The sequence below is a fragment of the Pseudomonas sp. G3-19 genome, from assembly GCF_054855875.1.
In genome coordinates, this window is the sequence record NZ_JBMPIQ010000003.1 from 323,114 (window position 1) to 344,804 (window position 21,691).

Genomic DNA, 21,691 nt, shown 5'->3' on the forward strand with positions numbered 1-21,691 from the left:
ATGCTTTAACTGTAATCCGCTTTGGCGGATTTGCCTGAGGCTGATCGGAGTTTCACTGCGCTGAGTCAGGGCTTTAGCCAAAAAAAACGCCAGTGTCGCGAAGACCCTGGCGTTTTTTGTTGTTTTGAGAAAAGGCGTGATCAGCTCGATTGTGGCATTTCACCGTTGGCCAGACGCTTGTTGATGTCGGCAATCACTTCCGGCAGGTCGCTGATGGTGTCGATCATGTAATGCGGGCGCGAATCGGCGAACAGCGCGTGGATGCGTTTGCGTTCGCTGGCCAGTTCGTCGCTGCCCAGTGCTCGGTAGCCGGCGTAATCCAGGCCCAGCGCGTTGCCCGAGCAGATCAGCGCCACGGTCCACATCCCGGCGCGACGGCCTTCGAGGATGCCCGGCACGGTGTCGTCGATCTTCACGCAGGCCGCGACATCATCGATGCCCAACGCAATCACGTTGGCCAGAGCCTGGGCCGGCCATGGGCGACCGTTCGGCACTTCGTCGGTGGCGACCACGTGGTCGGCAACGTAGCCGTTAGTGGCAGCGAGGGCCACAACCTTGTCCATCACTTGTTTCGGGTAGCCGGAGCAGGAACCGATCTTGATCCCTTGCTGACGCAGGTTGGCAATGGTTTCCAGCGCGCCGGGAATCAGCGCCGAGTGCTCGGCGATCTTCTCGATCTGCAGCGGCATGAAGCGGTTGTAGATCGCGGTCACGTCGTCGTCGGTCGGGGTGCGGCCGAACGCTTTGCGATAACGCTCGGCGACCTGCGGCTGATCGCACAGGGTACGAATGTGATCCCACTTGCCCATGCCCATCGGGCCACGGGCTTCTTCGATGGACACCTGAACGTCGAACTCGGCGAAGGCTTCGACGAAGATCTGCGTCGGTGCGAACGAGCCGAAATCGACCACGGTGCCGGCCCAGTCGAGGATCGCGGCTTGCAGCTTGCTTGGGTTGGTGTAGTTCATGGCAATCAATTCCTGAGTTGGCAATACGGTTCAAAACTGTGGGAGCGGGCTTGCTCGCGAATGCGGCGGCACATTCAACATTGATGGCGGCTGACACTCCGCCTTCGCGAGCAAGCCCGCTCCCACAGGGGATTAGTGGTGTTTCAGATATCGAGGACTTCCATCTCGCGCAGCACTTCACCCACTGCTGCCACGGCCTGGCGCATTTCGTCCGGGTTGACGTGGCCGATGCAGCCGACGCGGAAGGTTTCGACCTGGGTCAGTTTGCCGGGGTAGAGGATGTAACCCTTGGCCTTGACCCGTTCGTAGAAGTCCTTGAACTGGTAGCGCGGATCTTGCGGGGCATGGAAGGTGGCGATGATCGGGGCCTGGATCGCTGCCGGCAGGAAGCTGCGCAGCCCGAGCTTGCCCATCTCTTCCATCAGCGCCTGACAGTTGGCGGCGTAGCGCGCATGGCGAGCGGGCAGGCCACCTTCTTCGTTGTATTGCAACAACGCTTCGTGCAGCGCCGCGACCACGTGGGTCGGCGGGGTGAAGCGCCACTGGCCGGTCTTCTGCATATACGTGTGCTGGTCATACAGGTCCATCGCCAGCGAGTGCGAATTGCCGGCCGCTGCTGCCAGCGATTCCTTGCGGGCGAAAACGAAACCCATCCCCGGCACGCCTTCCAGGCACTTGCCGGAAGCGGCGATCAGCGCATCGAACGGCACTTTTTGCGCGTCCACCGGCAGTGCGCCGAACGAGCTCATGGCATCGATGATCAGGCGCTTGCCGTGTTGCGCGACGACCTCGGCGATTTCCGGCAACGGGTTGAGGATGCCGGTGCTGGTTTCGCAGTGGATCAGCGCGACATGGGTGATGTCGCCATCGGCGCGCAGCAGGCGGTCGACGTCGGCAGCGGTGGTCGGTTCGTCTTCGGCGGTTTCGAAGGTGCTGAACGAGCGGCCGAGCACTTCGCAGATCTTCGCCAGACGCTTGCCGTAGGCACCGTTGATCAGCACCAGCACCTTGCCGTCACGCGGCACCAGCGTGCCGATGGCCGCTTCGACAGCGAAGGTGCCGCTGCCCTGCAATGGCACGCAGTGGTGAGTGGCGGCGCCATTGAGGATCGCCAGCAATTGCTCGCAGAGGCTGGCGGTCAGTTGGTTGAAGCGGTCATCCCATGACCCCCAGTCGATCATCATTGCCTGGCGGGTGCGGGCCGACGTGGTCAACGGGCCGGGAGTGAGCAGGATGGGTGCGGCAGTACTCATTCGTGTGTCCTCGCGATAGCGCTGTGGGATGAAGCTACGGGGCATACGTTGCAATTCGGCGGTCTATCAATCAAATTGTTTGTTGTTATTCCAGCCATCAGTGAGGGTTATCCATGAATCTGTTCCAGCTGCGCGCCTTCGACGCCGTGGCCCGGGAAGGCAGCTTTACCCGCGCGGCGGCGCGCCTGTTCATCAGTCAGCCGGCGGTCACCGGACACATCAAGGCGCTGGAGGAGCACTACCAGATCACCTTGTTGCGTCGCACCGCACGCCGGGTGGAACTGACCGAGGAGGGCACCAAACTGGCGGCGATTACCCGCGCGATGTTCGGTTTGGCCGAAGAAGCGCAAACCCTGCTCGAAGCCAATCGTCAGTTGCTCACCGGGCGCCTCGAAGTGGCGGCGGACGGTCCGCACATGGTCATGCCGATGCTCGCCAGCCTGCGTGCGCGCTATCCTGGAATCACGGTGAACCTGCGTCTGGGCAATGCGCAGGAAACCCTCGCCGCGCTGTTGTCCGAGCATGCCGACGTGGCGGTGCTGACCGAGGTCGAACCGCGCAAGGGCCTGCATCTGCAAGCGTTGAGCGAATCGCGGATCTGCGCCCTGGTGCCGGCGGCGCATGCGTGGGCGCAGCGTGCCGGCGAAGTGAAGCTCAAGGAGCTGGATCAGGTGATCATGGTGCTGCGCGAGCCGAGTTCGATCACCCGGCGCACCTTTGATCAGGCGTGTGCGCAGGCGGCGGTCAATCCACGGGTTCTGCTGGAACTGGACAGCCGTGAGGCGGTGACCGAAGCGGTGGCGGCGGAGCTGGGGGTGGGCGTGGTGTCGTCGGTGGAGGTCAGCCATGACCCGCGGGTGGTGGCAATTCCGATTGTCGGCGACGGGCTGGTCAATCGGCACATGATTGGCTGCATGGAGCGGCGGCGGGAGTTGCGCCTGATTCAGGCGTTCTTCGATCTGGCGACAGTCTGACAATTCGCGTCGCCTCATTCGCGAGCAAGCTCGCTCCCACAGGTATTGTGGCGTGTACATAATGTGTGAACGACCGAGAACCCTGTGGGAGCGAGCTTGCTCGCGAAGGGGCCAGACCGGTTTACCCAAGGCTCTCGCGCACCATATCGAGAAATGTCGCCACCACCCGCCGCGAACTCTGCTCGCGCAAGCACACCAGCGTCTCGGTCAATCGTCGGGTGCAATCGGTAATCGGCAACGCGCAGACTCGCGAATCCGCGCCAAACTCCGCCGCCGACACCACCCCCACACCGATCCCCACCACCACCGCCTCGCGCGCGGCTTCCCGGCCCTCGACCTGGATTGCCGGACGAATGCGAAAACCGGCGCGGGCCATTTCTTCTTCCAGAGTCTGGCGGGTTACCGAGCCGTGCTCGCGCAGCACCAGCGGCGTGTCATCGAGATCGGCCAGACAGATCGACTCGCGCTCGGCCCACGGGTGATGGCGCGAGACGAACGCCACCATCGGGTCGTTACGCAGCGGCACGCACAGCAGACGTTCATCAGTGACATCGCGCCCGAGCAGCGCCAGATCGGCCTGATAGTTGAACAGGCGAAACAGCGATTCATCGGTGTTACCGGTCTCGATCTTCACGCTGATCCCCGGATACCGCTCGCAGAACCGCGCGATTTGCGGCAGCACGTGTATCGGTGCGTCCACTGCGAGAATCAGGCTGCCAGTCTGCAACGCCTGGGATTCCTGCAGCAGTTCCTGGGCTTCAGCCTCGATCACAAACAGCCGCTGAGTGATCGCCAGCAGCCGCTCACCGAGATCGGTCAGGCGCACCGAACGCTTGTTGCGATGGAACAGCAACACACCAAAGCGCTCTTCGAGTTTGCGCACCTGGTCGGAAATTGCCGGTTGCGTGAGAAAAAGCCGTTCGGCGGCTTTGGTGAAGCTTCCATGGACGGCCACGGCGTGGAAGGCTTTGAGCTGGGCGTGGGACACCGACATGCAGCCTCCAGTAACAAGCTGAGCTTATGTGTGAAATACGATAAATCGATTTTATTTATTAAACAGTAATTGCTTTGATCCGCTCACGCCAGCGCTGACTGTCCGCTCGGACAGCAGCGTTGGCGATGAGCCTGTGCGTGCAACAACAGGACTCATCTGACCGCTATCGCCATCAGGGATGGGGCGCTGGCGCAGTGCTCAACAATAAAAAACACAGGCGTTTACTTAACGATTCTGCCGGCACACTCACACCCTGAGGTCAGAACCACAATGAACAAGCACATCGGCACCATTGCGCGTTGGCGCATGCAGATTTTCGCTGTCACCTGGCTCGCGTACGCCGCTTTCTATTTCACCCGCAAAGCGTTTTCGGTGGCCAAACTGGGCATCGCCGAAGACCCGACCTTCATGCTCGACAAGATGGCCATGGCCAACCTCGATGCGATCTATCTGGCGGCCTACGCCATCGGCCAATTCACCTGGGGCATGCTTGCCGACCGTTTCGGCCCGAGGGTCGTGGTGCTTGGCGGGCTGCTGATTTCCGCTGGTGCGGCATTGGTGATGGGCAGTTTCGCGACCTTGCCGATCTTCGCCACTTGCATGCTGATCCAGGGGCTGGCGCAGTCCACCGGCTGGTCGGGATTGTGTAAAAACCTTGGGAGTTTCTTTCCGGCGCAGCAGCGTGGGCGGGTGCTCGGATTGTGGAGCTCCTGCTATGCGTTTGGCGGTCTGGTGGCCTCGCCGTTCGCCGGCTGGTGGGCGTATACGCTGATGGGCACCTGGCACGCGGCGTTCATTTCCAGCGCGGCCGTGGTCGCGGTGGTGGCGCTGTTGTTCTTCATTTTTCAGCGCAACAAACCGGAAGACGTCGGCCTGCCGGCGGTGGAGCCGGAGCCGGAACTCAGTGCCGCGGAAACCGAAGCCAACAGCAAGCTCAGCGTCTGGGAGCCGTTGAAGGAAATCCTGCGCAACCGCACGGTGCTGGTGCTGGGCCTGGCGTATTTCATGTTGAAACCGGCGCGTTACGCGATTCTGTTGTGGGGCCCGGTGATCGTCTTTGAGCAGATGCCGAGTGTCGGCAAGGTCGGCGCGGCGATCATTCCCACCTCGTTCGAACTGGCCGGGTTGCTCGGGCCGATCATGATCGGTCTGGCCTCGGACAAACTGTTCGGCGCCCGGCGCATGCCGGCCTGCGTCCTCAGTCTGCTGGCACTGACCGTAACGTTGGCGCTGTTCATGGGCGCGTTGCACACCGGCAGCGTGATGCTGGTGGTGGCGTTGCTGTTTGTCATGGGCCTGACCCTGTACGGGCCGGATTCGATGATCAGCGGCGCGGCCGCCATTGACTTCGGCAAGGCCAAGGCCGGTGCCACGGCAGCCGGTTTCGTCAACGGTTGCGGCTCGGTCGGCGCGGTGCTCGGCGGATTACTGCCGGGTTACTTCGATTCGGTGACGGTGTTCATCGTCTTCGCCGGCTGCGCATTGTTCTCGGCGCTGGTGCTGATTCCGCACTGGAACAGCCGCCCGGTCGGGGTGATGGAACCGCGCGCGGCCATTCCCAATTGCCCACTGACCATCAAACCCCTGCGTAACTGAAAACCCTTGCCCTGCGGCCTGCTGCGGCGCTCGCGGCAGGCTGTGTCGTGGCCATCTGACTGGAGAATCCCATGCGACCGTTTTGGCTAGAGCAAGCCTTGCAGGCCGACCCATCCGCGACGTGTCCGTCACTGCAAGGCGAAGTGCGCAGCGACGTGTGCATCGTCGGCGGCGGCTACACCGGGTTGTGGACGGCGATCATGCTCAAGCAGCAGAACCCGGAACTCGATGTGCTGCTGATCGAAGCCGATATCTGCGGCGCCGGTGCCAGTGGGCGCAACGGTGGTTGCGCGTTGTCGTGGTCGGCCAAGTATTTCACCCTCGAGCGGCTGTTCGGCGTCGAGGAGGCGGTGCGCCTGGTCAAGGAATCCGAGCGCAGCATCCACGCCATTGGCGCGTTCTGCGAACAGTTCGGCGTCGATGCCGATTACCGCCTGGACGGCACGCTGTACACCGCCACCAACAAGGCGCAGGTCGGTTCGACCGACGCGGTGATCGCGGCGCTTGAGCGCAACAGCATCAACTCCTTTACCCAACGCCCGGTGGCCGATGTGCAGCGCATGGCCGGTTCCAGCAAGCATCTGGAGGGCTGGTTCTCGCCAGCGGCGGCCAGTGTGCAGCCGGGCAAACTGGTGCGCGGGCTGCGTCGGGTGGCGTTGCAACTCGGCGTGAAGATCCACGAGAACACGGCGATGACCGGCCTGGAGGAGGGCCGTCCGGCGCGTATTCACACCGCTGGCGGTAGCGTGATTGCAGACCGCGTGGTGCTGGCGATGAATGCGTGGATGGCCCGGGCGTTTCCACAGTTCGAACGTAGCGTGGCGATTGTCTCCAGTGACATGCTGATCACCGAGCCGCGCCCGGATCTGCTGCAGGACATCGGTTTGACCAGCGGCGTTACCGTGCTCGATTCGCGGATTTTCGTGCACTACTACCACAACACGCCGGACGGCCGGATCATGCTTGGCAAGGGTGGTAACACGTTTGCGTATGGTGGGCGAATGTTGCCGGTGTTCGATCAGCCATCGCCCTATGCGGATTTGCTCAAGCGCAGTCTCGGCGACTTCTTCCCGGCGTTTGCCGATGTAAAGATCGACGCAACGTGGAACGGGCCGTCGGATCGATCGGTCACCGGGTTGCCGTTTTTCGGGCAGATGAGTGCCAGTGGCAATGTGTTTTATGGCTTTGGTTATTCCGGCAGTGGCGTCGGGCCGTGTCACATGGGCGGGCAGATTCTTGCCTCGTTGGTGCAGGGGCTCGATAACCCCTGGACTCGTTCGCCGTTGGTGAACGGGCCGCTGGGGTATTTTCCGCCGGAGCCGATTCGGTATCTGGGGTCGTTGATGGTGCGTAATGCGATTCGGCGCAAGGAGCGGGCTGAGGATCATGGGCGGCGGCCGCGGCATCTGGATGTGCGGTTGGCGAAGTTTGCGGCGGCGGCGGGGAAGGCTGACAAGGGGTGATTGGGGGCTGGCGAGCGCTGCGTTCTTTTGGGTTACCGAGTACATATCCGTTTCTGCGGTAACGGCTTCTTATGGTTTCGCTCTTACAGCGACTCACTTTTCCAGACGCCGAAAAGTAAGCAAAAGGCTTGGCCCCGGCGTACGGCCCTCGCCTAGGCTCGGGTTCCTTCGTTACGGGATTCATCCGGGGGGCATCGCCTCCGGTTTGCTTCGCTGCACCTCCTCTCGATGTGTTCGACTTCGTCGAACGGTCGCTGCGCTCCCACCCCCGGATAAACCCCTCCACTCAGCCTGCCGATGGGGCCGGCACGGCAAGATCAAGAGCTTTCGGCGAGCTCACACTCGGCCATTTGAGTGGTGAAAAGCATGCGCTTGGCTTTAGCTCCCTGTGGGAGCTGGCCTGCCAGCGAAGGCGGCCTACGAGCCGACCAGCCTCCAACTGCCCGCACCCAATCCAACTGTGAGAGCTGGCTTGCCAGCGATAGCGACCTCCCAACCGACCAATCTCCAACATCCCACACCCAATCCACTGTGGGAGCGGGCTTGCTCGCGAAGGCGGCCTGCGAGCCGACCCACCTCCAACAGCCCACACCCAATCCAACTGTGAGAGCTGGCTTGCCAGCGATAGCAATCTCCCAGCCGACCAATTTCCAACAACCCACACCCAATCCACTGTGGGAGCGAGCTTGCTCGCGAAGGCGGCCTCCCAGCCGACCCAGCTCCAACAGCCCGCACCCAATCCAACTGTGAGAGCTGGCTTGCCAGCGATAGCAATCTCCCAGCCGACCAATCTCCAACAGCTCACACCCAATCCACTGTGGGAGCGGGCTTGCTCGCGAAGGCGGCCTGCGAGCCGACCCACCTCCAACAGCCCACACCCAATCCAACTGTGGGAGCTGGCTTGCCAGCGATAGCGACCTCACAACCACCCAGTTTCTTCCAGGTGTACTCAATGCCAATGTCTGCGGCGCTTAGGGATCGGCACCGTGCAGCAGCCAATCGAGCAACAGGCTGCTGTCGCGCGGTGGTGGTGTTTCACTCGGTGGCGCAGGGCGTGGGTTGGCGAGGCACAGAATCGGTCGATCCGGGTCGCTGTCGAGGAAGCTGACCCACACCTCACTGCCGGCGCGGGGCAACTGGTGGGTGGCGAGCCGGCCGGCGCCGGTCAGTGCGATTGGCAGCCACAGGCATGCAGACTCAGTTGTCTGCGCCGGCCAGAGGTTGACGCCGATGCGCCCGCGATCATCCAGTTGCGCGGGCTGGCCGGGCGATCCCAGCACTTGTGCCAGATGGTAGCCGCCGATGTTCGGGCGCGGCTGTGCCAATGGCGGGCGAAAATCGCTTGACCAGGGCAGGGCAGTGAAGTCGTTTCGATAGCGATGCACATCAGTGGTCGGGTCGAGGATCGAGGGGTGCTGGCCCTGGTGGTGCAGTTCGGTGATCAGCCATTGTTCATTGAAGGTATTGATCGGATGCTCGCTGATCTGTAACAGATGCCCGCTGCGCAACGCGCTGCAATCGCAGGTGCCCCGGATCGAGCGCGACTGACAGCGCTGGCGCTGCAGATGGCGACGGCTGCGTTGTTCGGCGTGACGCTGTTCGCCGGACAGGTTCTGCGGTGCGAGTGCGGGCACGGGATGGTTGGCCGCGTCGGTAGTGATGGCCTCCTGACCGCGGTTGCGAATGCCGTGCGCAGCCATCATCGGTGGCGCGTCATGGCGCTGAAACAGCGTGCTGACGCGCGGTGATGGTGTGTCGTCGGTGATGCCAAACGGCACCGACAACGGTTCCTGCGGCAGGCTGAGGTTGTCATCGGCAAACACCAGCACATGCCCGTTCGGGTGATGTTCGAAGTGATAGTGGATGCCTTCCTCCTCACACAGCCGTTGCACGAAGGCCAGGTCACTTTCTTCGTACTGGATGCAAAAGGGCCGCGGCGGGTATTGGCCGACGCTCATTTCGATCCGGTAACTGTCCGCCGGCAACTCATGCTCGCCGAGCAATTGCGCGAGGATCGTCGGCACGCTCGTTTGCACGAAGACCCGGCGCCGGGGCGGCTGGTCCAGACTCAGCAGCAGCGGGACGAGGATCAGCCGGTAGCCGATGCGGTGGCTGGCGCGATGCTCGCAACTGACGCTGTGGATCAGACCGTGGATCCCGTGATCGGCGCCCAGGCGCAGGAACGCCGGTTGGCGCAGCAGACTGCCTGGGGGCAACGCCGGTGCCAGACCGATCATTTCAATTTCGAAGCGAAACGGCTGATTGAGTGCTTCCTTGCCACTGAAACGCAAGACCGGCAGGCACAGCGGGCCGTCGGTCAGGGTCAGGGTGAACGGGCTTTCCTTATCATTGAGCATTCGTACGGGCTCTGTGGGCAATACGGACGGCAGAGGGTACGAAAACGCGAGCACGAATGGTCATGGCTGGTGGGCTTTTCAGAATCGCCCTACAAGTCGTGGTGACGATGTCGATTCAACAATGATTTTTTTGGTCGATTGCCGACTTTAGGCCGTATAAACTTGGCGCCACGCGTCGGCCAATAGATGTCTCGGCGCCACAGATCAAGAGAGTGAGTAATGGGCGCACAGTGGAAGGTTAAACACAAAGAAGCGGCAGCCAACGCCAAGGGCAAGATCTTCGGCAAACTGGTGAAAGAAATCACCATCGCTGCCCGCAACGGTGCCGATACCGCCACCAACGCACACCTGCGTCTGGTGGTCGAGCAGGCCAAGAAAGCCTCGATGCCCAAGGAAACCCTGGACCGCGCCATCAAGAAAGGCGCCGGCCTGCTGGGCGAAACCGTGCAGTACCACCGCGTGACGTACGAAGGTTTCGCACCGCATCAGGTTCCGTTGATCGTCGAGTGCGTCACTGACAACATCAACCGCACCGTCGCGGAAATCCGCGTGGCGTTCCGCAAGGGTCAACTGGGCGCTTCCGGTTCGGTGGCCTGGGACTTCAACCACGTCGGCATGATCGAAGCGTCGCCGGACACCCCGGACGCCGATCCGGAAATGGCCGCGATCGAGGCCGGTGCCCAGGACTTCGAGCCGGGCGAAGAGGGCGCGACCCTGTTCCTGACCGATCCGACCGACCTCGACGCCGTGCAGAAAGCCCTGCCTGAGCAAGGCTTCACGGTGCTGTCGGCCAAACTCGGCTACCAGCCGAAGAACCCGGTCAGCGGCCTGAGCGCCGAGCAGATGGCTGAAGTTGAAGCGTTCCTCGAAGGCCTCGACAACCACGACGACGTGCAGGACATGTTTGTCGGTCTGGCGGGCTGATTTGCTGCAAAGATAAACTGTGGCGAGGGAGCTTGCTCCCGCTCGGCTGCGCGGCAGTCGTTGTTTTTGGGACGGCTTTGCCGTCCAGCGGGAGCAAGCTCCCTCGCCACAGGATTTGCGTCAGTTACAGCGTTTCCAGCATCTCAATCACTTCGCCAAACCCCGGCCGCGCCAGCACGTCCGGCTGACAGCAACGCTGTTCCAGCGCCTCCAGCACCTCGCGCTGTTCATCGCTCAACCCCGAGTCGACGCGCGCCAGCAATTCCCCGAGCAGAACCCCGAACGCCCGCACTTCGATGCGTTGCAGTGCCCGGGTTTCCAGGTTGTCGGTGGTGGCATGGAACGACGCCGCGCCGAAATCCCCGAGCAAGCAATCGCCCTGATCGTTCAGCAGAATGTTGTGGCCGTAGAGGTCGCCGTGGGTGATGCCCTGTTGATGCAAGTGCTCGGCCGCCGAAGCGATGCCCTTGGCAATGTTCAGCCCCACTTCGGCACTGAAGCGGCAGTCCTCGGCATACACATCCCGCGAGCAGCTCGCCAGGCTCGGCAATGCCGCCAGGTTGCGAAAGCTTGGGTCGATCAGTTGCATCACCAGCCCCTGCTGGCCATCGGGATGCCCGTGAATACGGCCTTCCACGCGGATCAGGTTCGGGTGCAGGCCGGCGGTGATGCAGGCGTTCATCTCGTGCAGCGGCGAACCGTCGCTGGTCATTTCACCTTTATAGAGCTTCACCGCGACCGGCACCTGCGAGCCGTCGGCGCGCTGCCACTGCGCCCGGGAAATCACCCCCGAGGCGCCTTCGCCCAGGCGCTGTTCCAGACGCAGCGCCGACCAGTCGATCAGCGGCGTGGCTTCCAGCGCGGCGGCATCGGCTTCGGTTTCCAGCGGATTGCCGGCATACGCCAGCCAGGTCAGGCCCGGCAGGGTCAGCAGCCACTGCGGCAGTTCACGCATCTGGTTGGCGGCGATGCGGATCAGCTCCAGGCGATGGCACTGGCTCATTGAAGCGGGCAGCGCTTGCAGGCGATTGCCCGCCAGCAGCAGTTTTTGCAGGTGGGGGCGCTCACCCAGTTCGACGGGCAAGCTTTCGATGCAGTTGTCGGTCAGGATCAACCAGCGCAGCAGCGGCGGCAGTGCTGCGCCCGGCACGTGGCTGATGCGGTTGGCCTTGAAGCCGATCATCGTCAGCGCCGCGCATTTTCCGACGCACTCCGGCACCTCGGTGAAGCGGTTGTCCGAGCAGAACAGGATGCGCATCCTGGTCAGGCGATGCAGATCATCGGGCAGACTGCTCAAGGCGTTGCCGCTGAGGTTGAGCACCTCCAGCGTATCGGCCAGTTCGAAAATCTCCCGGGGGAACTCGGTCAGGCCGCAAGACAGATCCAGCCGGGTAATGCCCGACAACTCGCCGGCGCGCAATTGAGCAAGGGTGTGCATGGGGATGTTCACTATCAAAGGAAAGAAGCGCCGGGCGCTCGGAATGGGCGACATGATAACGGCAAAGCCGGGATTTGCACTGAAGAACACTCTGATCCACTGTGGGAGCGAGCTTGCTCGCGAAGGCGTTCTGTCAGTCAGTGATTCGTCACTGACACTCCGCTTTCGCGAGCAAGCTCGCTCCCACAGTGGTAATCGGTGGTGATCAATGGGATCAGTGGGTTTCCTGCAACTGCCCCAGGCGACTGCGGGTGCGCGCCAGATCGATGGCATTCCCGCCAAGGGCCTCGCGCAGTGGCAAGCGGCTGAGCAGGGTCAGGTGCTTGTCCTGGTCGTAGAGCACGTCGATCAGGTTGATGAAACGCTGTTGTGCGGCGATCGAGCACTCACCGAGTTCCGGCAGGTCGTCGATGATCCACTGGTCGAAACGCCGACACAGCTCCAGATAATCCATCACCGCTGTCGGTTGCTCGCACACGTCGCTGAAGGTGAAAGCGACCCGGCTGCCATCGCACAGGCGCGCCTGAACGTGTCGGCTGCCCACCGGCAACGCAATGGCCGGGGCACCTTCGGGCGGCAGGTTCAGCGCCTCGCGCTGGGTTGCGGTGGCTGGCCACACATAGTGGCCCTGCGTGAAAACCTGATGCGCATGGTTGCTCGCCTGGCTGCGGTAATCGTGCGGGCCGCCGACCTCCATCACTTGCATTCGGGCGTTGATCAATTCGATCACCGGTTTGAAGCGCGCATGATAGAGCGGGTTGGGCAGCAAGCCTTCCGGCGGATAGTTGGAAGTCACCAGCAGCAGAATCCCGCGCTGGAACAAGGCCTTGAACAGGCGGGTGATGAGCATCGCATCGCCGATGTCATGCACATGAAATTCGTCGAAACACAGTACCTGGCAATCGGCTAACAGCTCGTCGAGGGTGACGCCGAGAGCGTCGTCCTGTTCGCGATGGTTGAACATGCCCTGATGCAACCGGGCAAAGAATTCATGGAAATGCACGCGCTGTTTCTGCGTGGTCGGCAGTGCCTGGAAAAAACCGTCGAGCAGCCAGCTCTTGCCGCGTCCGACCGCGCCATGCAGGTACAGGCTCGGCGGCATTTGCGGCTTGGCGCCGAACAACAGGCTGGCCTGCTGCGCCATGCAATCGATCACCCGCTGTTGGCTGTGGCTGAGGGTGTAACCCTGACTATGGGCCTTGTGCCGGAAATAGTCGCGGATCGACTGGGCATTCGCGTCATGCCCGGCATGCCCGGGCCGGCCCTTGGCGAACCAGCGGCGCAGCGCCGACCAGCGCAGGGTCAGTGGCGATCGTTTGGGCGCTCGAGAGGGCACAGTGCAGTCACTCCGTGTTCATCAGACCGGCGCCCGGGAGCGCGGCGCCGTAGTGTAACCAGAGGCTGCGCCCGGCTTCCATCGCGGTTCGTCGACTGTGGGCGATCACTGAACAGATTTGTGTGGAACGTACAGCTATTTTCAGCGATGTAATTCGCCGTGTTGCCAAACTTTCGAAACATATCCCGGCAGGACCATGGATCCAATCGACTGGCGGATTCGTCGTCCGTTGCTACCCTGAAACACAGTAACGTCATCCAGGATGTTCCCTCACAAGGAATGGGACAGTGATTGTACGTGTGGTGATGGGCCTGCTCGGGGTGCTTGGGGCCTCGGTGCATGCCGCGGATCTTCAGGTCGAAGTCCGCGTTGACGTGCAGCGTGGCTGCCAGTTGATCGGCCAGCAGCGCGAGGCGGGTATCGAACAATTGGGCGTGCTGGATTTCGGCAGTATTGCGCGTCTCGACGACCCGGCCGGGCCACTGGGTGCGGCGCTGACCAACCAACGGTTGCCACGTCTGGAATGCAACCCTGACACGCCGTATCAACTGCGGGTCGACGGTGGCCTGCATGGTGGCGTTGGCGAGGTTCGCTACATGGCGGGGGCGGCGGGGAGCCAGCCGATTCCATATCGGCTGTATCAGGACGCGGCGCGCCGGGTGCCGCTGGTGGTGAACGTGCCAGTCAGCGGCCGGGTGCCGGACACCGGCACGGTGGAGTTGCCGCTTTACGCGCGGATCGAGCGTCTGGCGCAGGTGCCGCAGGTCAGCCGCTATTCGGATCTGGTGAAAGTCACCGTGACCTGGTGAGTGCAGGATTTCAGGCAATCCGCTGGAGGCGGATTGCGCAGGGAAGGGGCGTTCAATGCAGAACGCAAGGTACGCAGGCATCCTGAAGGAGTAGGACGGACGCAATGACAGGCAAGCACTGGATGGTTATCGCCACGGGTACGTTGCTGTTGCTCGCTGACGACGCACAGGCGGCGATCAGTGGGCAGATCAATGCGCGGCTGATCCTGATCGCCGGGTGCGAAGTCACCAACAGCGCCACCCCGGCGATCCCGGTGAGCAATCTGGGCACCCTCGATTTCGGTCAGCAGGGGCCGACCTGGAACGCGCCGATCAAGGCCAGTCTCGACGGCGACAGCAGCGGCAAGCTGAACGTCGCCTGCAATCCCTCGGTCACCGGTTTCACCGTCACCATCGACGGCGGCAGCCACGGTGACGGCACCACCCGCCGCCTGAGCAACGGGCGCCAGACCCTGCCTTATCAACTCTTTCTGGATGCCTCCGGCAGCCAACGCTACAGCATTGGCCAACAACACAATTTCGCTGTCACCAGCGGTGCGCAGATACCGATTCCGGTGTTTGGCACGGTGGTGGCGAATACCCGCGCGGTTCCGGCAGGTGTCTACACCGACACGCTGACGGTGACGCTCGACTGGTAACCCCGTAGAGGACGGACACCATGCGCAAGTTTGCATCAAGGATAGGTTTGTCGTTGCTCGGCCTGACGCTGGTTTCCAGTGCCCACGCCGCCACCACGGTCACCGGCCAGATCACCGCCAGCCTGACCCTGATCAGCAGCTGTCAGGTCAACGGTGCCGGCGGTTCCACCGGGCTGAACTTCGGTGCGCTGAACTTCGGCACCGCCAACAGTCTGTTCACCACCGCGAGCGGGCAGGTACTGGGCGGTGGCGGCGGGGCGCTGTCGATTCTCTGCTCCAGCGGCACGACCCCGGTGGTCAAGGTGCGTGCCGGTGCTCACGATGGGCAGTCGCCGGGCGGCGCTCGCGCGCTGTACGACGGTGTCGCCAACTACGTGCCGTATGACTTCTACACCGATGCCGGGCATTCGCAACTGCTGCCGATCGACGGCACGATCAACCTGGCGACCAGCACTGGCGTGGCGCAGACGGTGAATATCTACGGTCAGGCGGTGGGCAAGGCCGGGCTGCCGGCAGGGACTTACACCGACACCGTCGCTGTTGAACTGACGTTCTGATGCCATGCGCCGCCAGTTCTGCGCTGCGATGCTCCTGCTCTGTGCGAGCAGTGTGCCGCTGCCGCTGGGGGCGGCGACCAGTCAGAGCTTTCAGGTCAGCGCGACCATCACGCCGGGATGCCTGGTGGTGGGCGGGGTGTCGAATTACGGCGGACTGAATTTCGGTTCGAGTTCGGCCCTCGCGACCGGCACGGTGCAAGTGGCATTGACCGGCGGCGTGCAGTTGCAATGCACGCCGGGGGTGGCACTGAACATGACGGTCGATGGCGGCCAGTACAACAGCAGCGGTCGCCACATGCAGATCAACAGCGGCAGTGCGCGGGTGGCGTATGCGCTGTTTCGCGATGCGGCTTACAGCCAGAGCCTGGGCATCGGCCAGAGCGTGGCGGTGGCCTATAGCGATGCGAACAACATCAGCCTGCCGATTTACGGTCAGGTGCAATTGCCGGGCAATCAGCCCGGGGGGACGTACAGCGACGTGTTGCAGGTGCAGCTGTCGTGGTAAAGCGAAATTTGAATGGCCGACAAGGAGCAGGTTCATGGGGGCAGTTACGTCTGGGCATTCGTTGTTGCAGGGCGCGTTGCTGGCGCTGGTCATGCTCGGGGCCGGCCATGCGCAGGCCGCCAGTTCGGTGTTGATCTGGCCGATCGATCCGGTGCTGGAGGCCGATCAACAGGCCAGTGCGCTATGGCTGGAAAACCGTGGCACGGAAACCGCCAACCTGCAGATCCGCGTGTTCGGCTGGAGCCAGAGCGGCTTTGCAGAGCAATACCAGAACCAGCGCGACGTGATCGGCAGCCCGCCAGTGGCGAAGATCGAGCCGGGGCAAAAACAACTGGTGCGCCTGACCCGGACCAAGGATGTGCCGCCGGGGCAGGAACTGGCCTACCGGATCATCATCGACGAAATCCCTTCCGCCCAGCCGCCGGCCGCCGAAGGCGGCAAAACCGCAGCCGCGATCCGCTTTCAGATGCGCTATTCGGTGCCCTTGTTTGCCTACGGCGCGGGGCTGTGGAGCAAGGAAGACAGCACCCGCCCGCGTGACCCCAAAGGTATCGGTGTGCCGCAGCTGAGCTGGCGCACGGTGGCGGTGGACGGTCGACCGTATATCGAAGTGCGCAATCAGGGCGCTGTGCATGCGCGGCTGACCGACGTGGCGATCAAACAGGGTGGACAGAGCAAGCCATTAGCCGAGGGGTTGCTGGGTTATGTGCTGCCGGGCGCGGTGATGCGCTGGCCGGCACCTGGGGCGTTGGCGAGTGAGTCGGCGTTGCAAGTGCGAGTCAATGGCGGGGTCCAGGTGCAGAGCATTGCGCCGGGACGCTGAAAAGGGAGCCATGCCGAGTGGACTTTTGTGGCGAGGGAGCTTGCTCCCGCTGGGTTGCGAAGCAGCCCCAAGCCATGTCAGGCAGTCCGCTTAAACAATTCTGACGACGGCTGCGCCGCCGAGCGGGAGCAAGCTCCCTCGCCACAATGAATGCATCGTGTCGTCAAAATTCCACAGAAAGATAACTGGCTTTGGCAAGAGTGGCATCAGGAGGATCGAGTCCATTGACGGACGTAAAGCGTGTATGAGCCCGGGATGGGCTCGTCGTATTCAGCGTCCGTTGTGGCTCATGACCGGCGCGTGTTGCCTGATGTTCGTGCAACCATCCGAGGCCGGCGAACTGCCGCCACCGCCCAGCGGCATGGAGGCCATGAGTGATGCACAGTTGTTTCTGGAGTTGGTGGTCAATCAGATGAACACCGGGCGGGTGGTGGCGGTGCAGCAACGTGACGGGCATCTGTTTTTGCCGGCCAGCGTATTGGCTGAAACCGGGATGAAATTGCCGGGCAATCCTGGTGCTGAAGTTGCTCTCGACGGCCTGCCTGGACTGCACAGCGAATACGACAGTGTCGGCCAGCGCCTGCTGCTGGTGGTGCCACCGCAGTGGCTGCCGGATCAGTTCATCGGTAATCGCGAGAACTATCCGCGCACCCCGGCGCTGAGCAGTTTCGGCGCGTTGTTCAACTATGACCTGTACCTCAACGACACCGACGATGCCGGCACTTATCTGGCGGCGTGGAACGAGGTGCGGCTGTTCGATAGCTGGGGCATGTTGTCCAACACCGGGCAGTACCGGCGCACCTTGTCCGGCGATTCGGTCAGCACACTGGACAACGGCTACCTGCGCTACGACACCACCTGGCGTTACTCCGACGACGAGCGAATGCTCACCTACGAGGGCGGGGACGTGATCAGTGGCGCCTTGCCGTGGAGCAACTCGGTGCGTCTGGGCGGTGTGCAGTTCTCGCGGGACTTTGCCGTGCGTCCGGATCTGGTCACCTATCCGTTGCCGCAGTTCGCCGGTGAGGCCGCGGTGCCGTCGTCGGTGGATCTGTTCATCAACGGCTACAAGTCGAGCAGCACCGACCTGCAACCGGGTCCATATACCCTGACCAACATTCCCTTCATCAACGGCGCCGGGGAGGCCGTGGTAGTGACCACCGATGCATTAGGGCGGCAGGTGTCGACCACGGTGCCGTTCTACGTCACCAGCAGCCTGCTGCAAAAAGGCCTGAGCGATTTCTCGGTGGCCGCCGGTACCTTGCGCCGCGACTACGGCTTGAAAGATTTCAGCTACGGCACCGGGGTATCTTCCGGCAGCCTGCGTTACGGCGTCAGCGACAGCTTCACCCTGGAAAGCCACGCCGAAGCGGCTGACTCGCTGACCCTCGGCGGGATCGGCGGCAATTTGCGTCTGGGCAATTTCGGTGTACTCAACAGCGCCATCAGTCAGAGCCGATTCGACGGCGACGGCGGCGAGCAGTTGAGTCTCGGTTATCAGTACAGCAGCCAGCGCTACAGTTTTTCCTGGCAGCGCCTGCAACGCCGCGATCAGTACGCCGACCTCAGCGTGATCGACAGCCCTTACATCAGCCTCAGCCGGCGCAGCGAGCAGGCGACCCTGAGCGTCAACCTCGAGCGCTGGGGCAGCCTCGGTGCCGGTTATTTCGATGTGCGCGCGGCGGACGATTCGCGTACGCGTCTGCTCAACCTGAGCTGGAGCAAACCGCTATGGCGCAACAGCAGCTTCTATCTGTCGGCCAACCGCGAGATCGGCGACAGCAACTGGGCAGTGCAGGCGCAACTGGTGATCCCGTTCGATCTGCGCGGCAGCCTGGCGATCAGTAGCGAGCGCAGTAAGACCGGGCAGAGTCAGCAGCGGGTCAATTACAGCCGCTCGGTGCCGACCGAGGGCGGGGTGGGTTTCAATCTGGGTTACGCCAAGGGTGATGGCCCCGATTATCGTCAGGCTGATGTGACCTGGCGTCTGCAATCGGTGCAGTTGCAGGCCGGTGTCTACGGCACGTCCGACGCCGAGACCCGTTGGGCCGATGCCAGTGGCTCGCTGGTGTGGATGGACCGCCAGGTGTTCGCCGCCAATCGCATCGACGACGCGTTTGTGGTGGTCAGCACCGAGGGTTTCGCCGATATTCCGGTGCGCTACGAAAACCAGCAGGTCGGTCAGACCGATAAAAACGGCCACTTGCTGGTGCCGTGGAGCAGCGCGTACTACCGCGGCAAATACGAAATCGATCCGCTGAATCTGCCGGCCAACGTGCGCAGCCCCAACGTCGAACAACGCATCGCCGTGCGCCGTGGCAGCGGCTATTTGCTGGAGTTTCCTCTGACCCGGGTGATCGCTGCGAGTATTGTGCTGGTGGATGCGCAGCAGCGTGAATTGCCATTGGGCGCGGGCGTGCTGCACGAGCAGAGTGGCGCGCGCACGGTGGTCGGTTGGGACGGCTTGGTCTATCTGGAAAACCTCCAGGCGCAGAACTCGTTGCAGGTGACGCTGGCCGACGGCAAGACCTGCAACGCGCAATTCGCCGTGGACATGCAGCAAAGCCAGGTGCCGCTGATCGGCCCGTTGGTGTGCCAATGAACGCGGCGCGGATTTGCCTGTGTCTGGCGTTACTGTTGCCGGGGATGGCGCAGGCCTTGTGTTCGGTGGTCACTACCACGCCGGCGGCGTTCGGTTCGATCAGCTCGATTGCCGTGCGCACCACGACGCAGCCCAGTTCCACACTCAATGCAGGCTTGAGTTGTACTGGTTCGCTGCTGTCATTGCTGACCAGCAACGATCATTTCTACGCCACCATCACCTCGACCCAGAGCGGCTTGCTCGGGCCGACGGGCGACGTCATTGGCTACACGATCTACGCCAACAACAGCACCAGCTACCCGGTCACCCGTGGCACCGCCTTCGACTTCGCCCGCAACGGCATCATCGATGCCTTGGGATTGCTCAACGGCACCACCCCGAAAACCGTGCCGCTGTATCTGGGCACGACCATTGGCAGTAACGTCGCCGCCGGGGTTTATACGGAAACCCTGAGCATTTTCTGGAACTGGAATTACTGCTCCGGGATCGGTATCGGCAGTGTTTGTCTGGGGCGCGACATCAATAGCGGTACCGCGACGTTGACGGTGAACCTGACCGTGTCCAACGACTGCACGATTACTGCGCCGAACATTGCCTTTGGCAGTGCACCGGTGATCAGCGCTTTTACCCCGGTGACGGGGCAGACGATCAACCTGGCCTGTACCAAGGGCAGCGCCTACACCGTCGGTTTGAGCGACGGACAGAACCCGGTCAGTGTCGGCGGTCGGCGGCGGATGATTTCCGGAAGTAATTATCTGGCCTACGATATCTTCAAAAGCGCTGGCACCACCCGGTGGGGCAGTGTCGGCAGCGCACGCCGGTCGAGCACCGATGCCGAGGTGAATCCGGGGAATGGGCTGGGCACCGGAAGTCAGATCTTCAACTACAACGCGAAGATCTACACCGATCAGACCACACCGCCGGCGGGGACTTACCTGGACAATGTGGTGCTCGACGTAGGGTTCTGACTCATACGATGACCCCTGTGGGAGCGGGCTTGCTCGCGAATACGGTGTGTCATTCAACAATGATGGTGGCTGATCTAGCGCTTTCGCGAGCAAGCCCGCTCCCACAGGGGGATTGGCGCAGTTTTCACAATGGCAGTGACTGCCTCAATTGCTGCACCGCCGGCGAATCCGTCGGGCTGACCATCGCATAGTTGTACCCGCCACCGGACCAGTAATCGGCCTGCAGATCGCCGTCGCTGCGACTGCCGCGTGGCAGGAAAGTGTTCTTCGGCCCCGGTGGCCGCACGTAGAAACTGACCTTGTGGCCGCTGCGATCCTCATACACCACCATCGCCGCCGGGCCTTCATCGGTGCTGAGCAGGCGGCCACTGACCGGTTCGAAACCGGCGGATTTCAGATCCGGCAAGCGACTGGCCTGGGTGAAATAACGGTCGAGCCAACGCTGCATATCGCCGTCACTGGCAACCTTGTAGTCCGCTGGCAGAATTCCCTGCTGGGCAATCAATCGATAGGCCTGCAAGGCATCGGTCATCGGTAGTGTGGAAGAGCGCACGAGGGTCATTTCCCGCGCCTGCCAGCCACTTAAACCGCCGATGCCGACCGCGATCAGCAACACCGCCGCGCTGGCCAAGTGACGACGCGACTGACGCTTGAGGCGCTGGCGAATCAGCGCGGGATCGAGTTCCGGATTGGCCGGTTGCTGCAAGGCACCGCCCAGGGCTGCGCGCAACAACTGGGCGTCGTGCTGCCAGGCGCGCACCTGCGCGGCGGCTTCCGGGTGAGTGGTCAGCCAGGTGTCGACCAGACGCCGGTCGGCTTCGTTGAGTTGGTGATCGACGTACGCGTGCAGGTCGCGCTCGCTGGGGGGCATGCTGATCATCTGAGTATCCGCAAAGAAGGGCTGCTGATTTCGCCGTCGCTGAGCTGGCGCAAGGCTTGGCGGGCGCGGGACAGGCGCGACATCACCGTGCCTGTGGGGATGTCGAGGATTTCGGCGACTTCCTTGTAGCTCAGGCCTTCGACCGAGACCATCAGCAACAGCGCGCGTTGTTCGGTGGGCAGGCGATCGAAGGCTTGCAGGGTCGATTGGGCGATCACGGTACGCTCGACCGAGGGCTCGGCATCGTCGCGACCAGTGAAGAATTCGAGCATCCGCGCATAACGACGCGAGCGCCGATGGGCGTCGAGAAATTGCCGATAGAGAATCGCGAACAGCCACGCGCGCACATCACCCTCGGCGCGTTTCGCACCCCAGCCGGACAGGGCCCGCTCGAGGCTGGCCTGCACCAGATCGTCGGCGCTGCTGCTGTTGCGGGTCAATGACACGGCAAAGCGGCGCAATCTGGGAATGATTTCTCTCAACTGTTCGTCGAATTCGCTCATGAATTTCTGCTAGTCACTACGCTGTGGACTAGGGAGACGTCTGCCGTTCGAGGTTATTCCACGTTCGGAGAAATAAATACCGGGCCATGGAATAAATCCCGCT

Annotated in this window: 19 protein-coding genes; 11 read left to right on the forward strand and 8 right to left on the reverse strand. The window is 62.5% G+C overall.

From position 1 onward, the window contains the following. Positions 1–140: 140 nt before the first annotated feature. Positions 141–968: a phosphonoacetaldehyde hydrolase gene (gene phnX / locus ACOYXI_RS01565; protein WP_007961173.1), complete on the reverse strand. Its 828-nt coding sequence runs from the start codon at positions 966–968 to the stop codon at positions 141–143. A gap of 143 nt (positions 969–1,111) precedes the next feature. Then, on the reverse strand, positions 1,112–2,221 hold the full coding sequence (locus tag ACOYXI_RS01570; protein ID WP_135295401.1) for a 2-aminoethylphosphonate--pyruvate transaminase: 1,110 nt from the start codon (positions 2,219–2,221) through the stop codon (positions 1,112–1,114). A 113-nt stretch (positions 2,222–2,334) separates the two neighbouring features. Between ACOYXI_RS01570 and ACOYXI_RS01575 the strand changes: the two genes are divergently transcribed. Continuing rightward, on the forward strand, positions 2,335–3,195 hold the full coding sequence (locus ACOYXI_RS01575) for a LysR substrate-binding domain-containing protein (protein ID WP_134785967.1): 861 nt from the start codon (positions 2,335–2,337) through the stop codon (positions 3,193–3,195). A 121-nt stretch (positions 3,196–3,316) separates the two neighbouring features. Here ACOYXI_RS01575 and ACOYXI_RS01580 read toward each other — a convergent pair whose 3' ends face one another. After that, the gene (locus ACOYXI_RS01580; RefSeq protein ID WP_096795687.1) at positions 3,317–4,189 is read right to left on the reverse strand and encodes a LysR family transcriptional regulator; all 873 of its coding nucleotides are present in this window, start codon (positions 4,187–4,189) and stop codon (positions 3,317–3,319) included. A gap of 270 nt (positions 4,190–4,459) precedes the next feature. On the opposite strand from ACOYXI_RS01580, the gene ACOYXI_RS01585 reads away from it, so the two are divergent. Together ACOYXI_RS01585 and ACOYXI_RS01590 are read left to right on the forward strand one after the other, a co-directional pair. Beyond that, complete coding sequence (locus tag ACOYXI_RS01585; RefSeq protein ID WP_027614598.1) at positions 4,460–5,785, forward strand: MFS transporter; 1,326 nt, start codon at positions 4,460–4,462, stop codon at positions 5,783–5,785. A gap of 71 nt (positions 5,786–5,856) precedes the next feature. Further along, entirely contained in the window at positions 5,857–7,248 is a 1,392-nt protein-coding gene (locus ACOYXI_RS01590; protein ID WP_461674187.1) for an FAD-dependent oxidoreductase, read from the forward strand. Positions 7,249–8,219: 971 nt separating this feature from the next. Here ACOYXI_RS01590 and ACOYXI_RS01595 read toward each other — a convergent pair. Continuing rightward, complete coding sequence (locus tag ACOYXI_RS01595) at positions 8,220–9,605, reverse strand: type VI secretion system Vgr family protein (protein WP_225138423.1); 1,386 nt, start codon at positions 9,603–9,605, stop codon at positions 8,220–8,222. Positions 9,606–9,824: 219 nt separating this feature from the next. Here ACOYXI_RS01595 and ACOYXI_RS01600 point away from each other — a divergent pair, with 219 nt between their 5' ends. Continuing rightward, positions 9,825–10,529, forward strand: coding sequence for a YebC/PmpR family DNA-binding transcriptional regulator (locus tag ACOYXI_RS01600; RefSeq protein WP_027614601.1), 705 nt, complete (start codon positions 9,825–9,827; stop codon positions 10,527–10,529). 124 nt (positions 10,530–10,653) lie between these two features. Here the strand turns inward: ACOYXI_RS01600 and ACOYXI_RS01605 are convergent, their stop codons facing one another. Both ACOYXI_RS01605 and zapE read right to left on the reverse strand, forming a co-directional pair. After that, complete coding sequence (locus tag ACOYXI_RS01605; protein ID WP_461674188.1) at positions 10,654–11,967, reverse strand: leucine-rich repeat-containing protein kinase family protein; 1,314 nt, start codon at positions 11,965–11,967, stop codon at positions 10,654–10,656. A gap of 214 nt (positions 11,968–12,181) precedes the next feature. Then, positions 12,182–13,303, reverse strand: a complete 1,122-nt coding sequence (gene zapE, locus ACOYXI_RS01610; protein WP_461674189.1) for a cell division protein ZapE — start codon at positions 13,301–13,303, stop codon at positions 12,182–12,184. A 287-nt stretch (positions 13,304–13,590) separates the two neighbouring features. Here zapE and ACOYXI_RS01615 point away from each other — a divergent pair, with 287 nt between their 5' ends. The 7 genes from ACOYXI_RS01615 to ACOYXI_RS01645 all read left to right on the forward strand — a co-directional run bounded on the left by ACOYXI_RS01615 (position 13,591) and on the right by ACOYXI_RS01645 (position 20,205). Further along, the gene (locus tag ACOYXI_RS01615) at positions 13,591–14,112 is read left to right on the forward strand and encodes a Csu type fimbrial protein (RefSeq protein WP_097088184.1); all 522 of its coding nucleotides are present in this window, start codon (positions 13,591–13,593) and stop codon (positions 14,110–14,112) included. A gap of 104 nt (positions 14,113–14,216) precedes the next feature. Then, a complete protein-coding gene (locus ACOYXI_RS01620; RefSeq protein WP_096795681.1) occupies positions 14,217–14,750 on the forward strand; it encodes a Csu type fimbrial protein in 534 nt (177 codons plus the stop codon). A 20-nt stretch (positions 14,751–14,770) separates the two neighbouring features. Then, a complete protein-coding gene (locus tag ACOYXI_RS01625; RefSeq protein ID WP_027614606.1) occupies positions 14,771–15,307 on the forward strand; it encodes a Csu type fimbrial protein in 537 nt (178 codons plus the stop codon). A 4-nt stretch (positions 15,308–15,311) separates the two neighbouring features. Continuing rightward, positions 15,312–15,812, forward strand: coding sequence for a Csu type fimbrial protein (locus tag ACOYXI_RS01630; RefSeq protein WP_461674190.1), 501 nt, complete (start codon positions 15,312–15,314; stop codon positions 15,810–15,812). A 34-nt stretch (positions 15,813–15,846) separates the two neighbouring features. Then, the gene (locus ACOYXI_RS01635; protein WP_027614608.1) at positions 15,847–16,635 is read left to right on the forward strand and encodes a fimbrial biogenesis chaperone; all 789 of its coding nucleotides are present in this window, start codon (positions 15,847–15,849) and stop codon (positions 16,633–16,635) included. Positions 16,636–16,879: 244 nt separating this feature from the next. Then, positions 16,880–19,237: a fimbria/pilus outer membrane usher protein gene (locus tag ACOYXI_RS01640; RefSeq protein WP_461674191.1), complete on the forward strand. Its 2,358-nt coding sequence runs from the start codon at positions 16,880–16,882 to the stop codon at positions 19,235–19,237. Next, positions 19,234–20,205, forward strand: coding sequence for a Csu type fimbrial protein (locus ACOYXI_RS01645; RefSeq protein ID WP_461674192.1), 972 nt, complete (start codon positions 19,234–19,236; stop codon positions 20,203–20,205). Before ACOYXI_RS01640 ends, ACOYXI_RS01645 begins: the two co-directional genes overlap by 4 nt. Before the next feature lie 124 nt (positions 20,206–20,329). Here ACOYXI_RS01645 and ACOYXI_RS01650 read toward each other — a convergent pair whose 3' ends face one another. Beyond that, positions 20,330–21,085, reverse strand: a complete 756-nt coding sequence (locus ACOYXI_RS01650) for an anti-sigma factor family protein (protein WP_461674193.1) — start codon at positions 21,083–21,085, stop codon at positions 20,330–20,332. Next, entirely contained in the window at positions 21,082–21,588 is a 507-nt protein-coding gene (locus ACOYXI_RS01655) for an RNA polymerase sigma factor (protein ID WP_461674194.1), read from the reverse strand. Before ACOYXI_RS01655 ends, ACOYXI_RS01650 begins: the two co-directional genes overlap by 4 nt. Between the last annotated feature and the right edge of the window lie 103 nt (positions 21,589–21,691).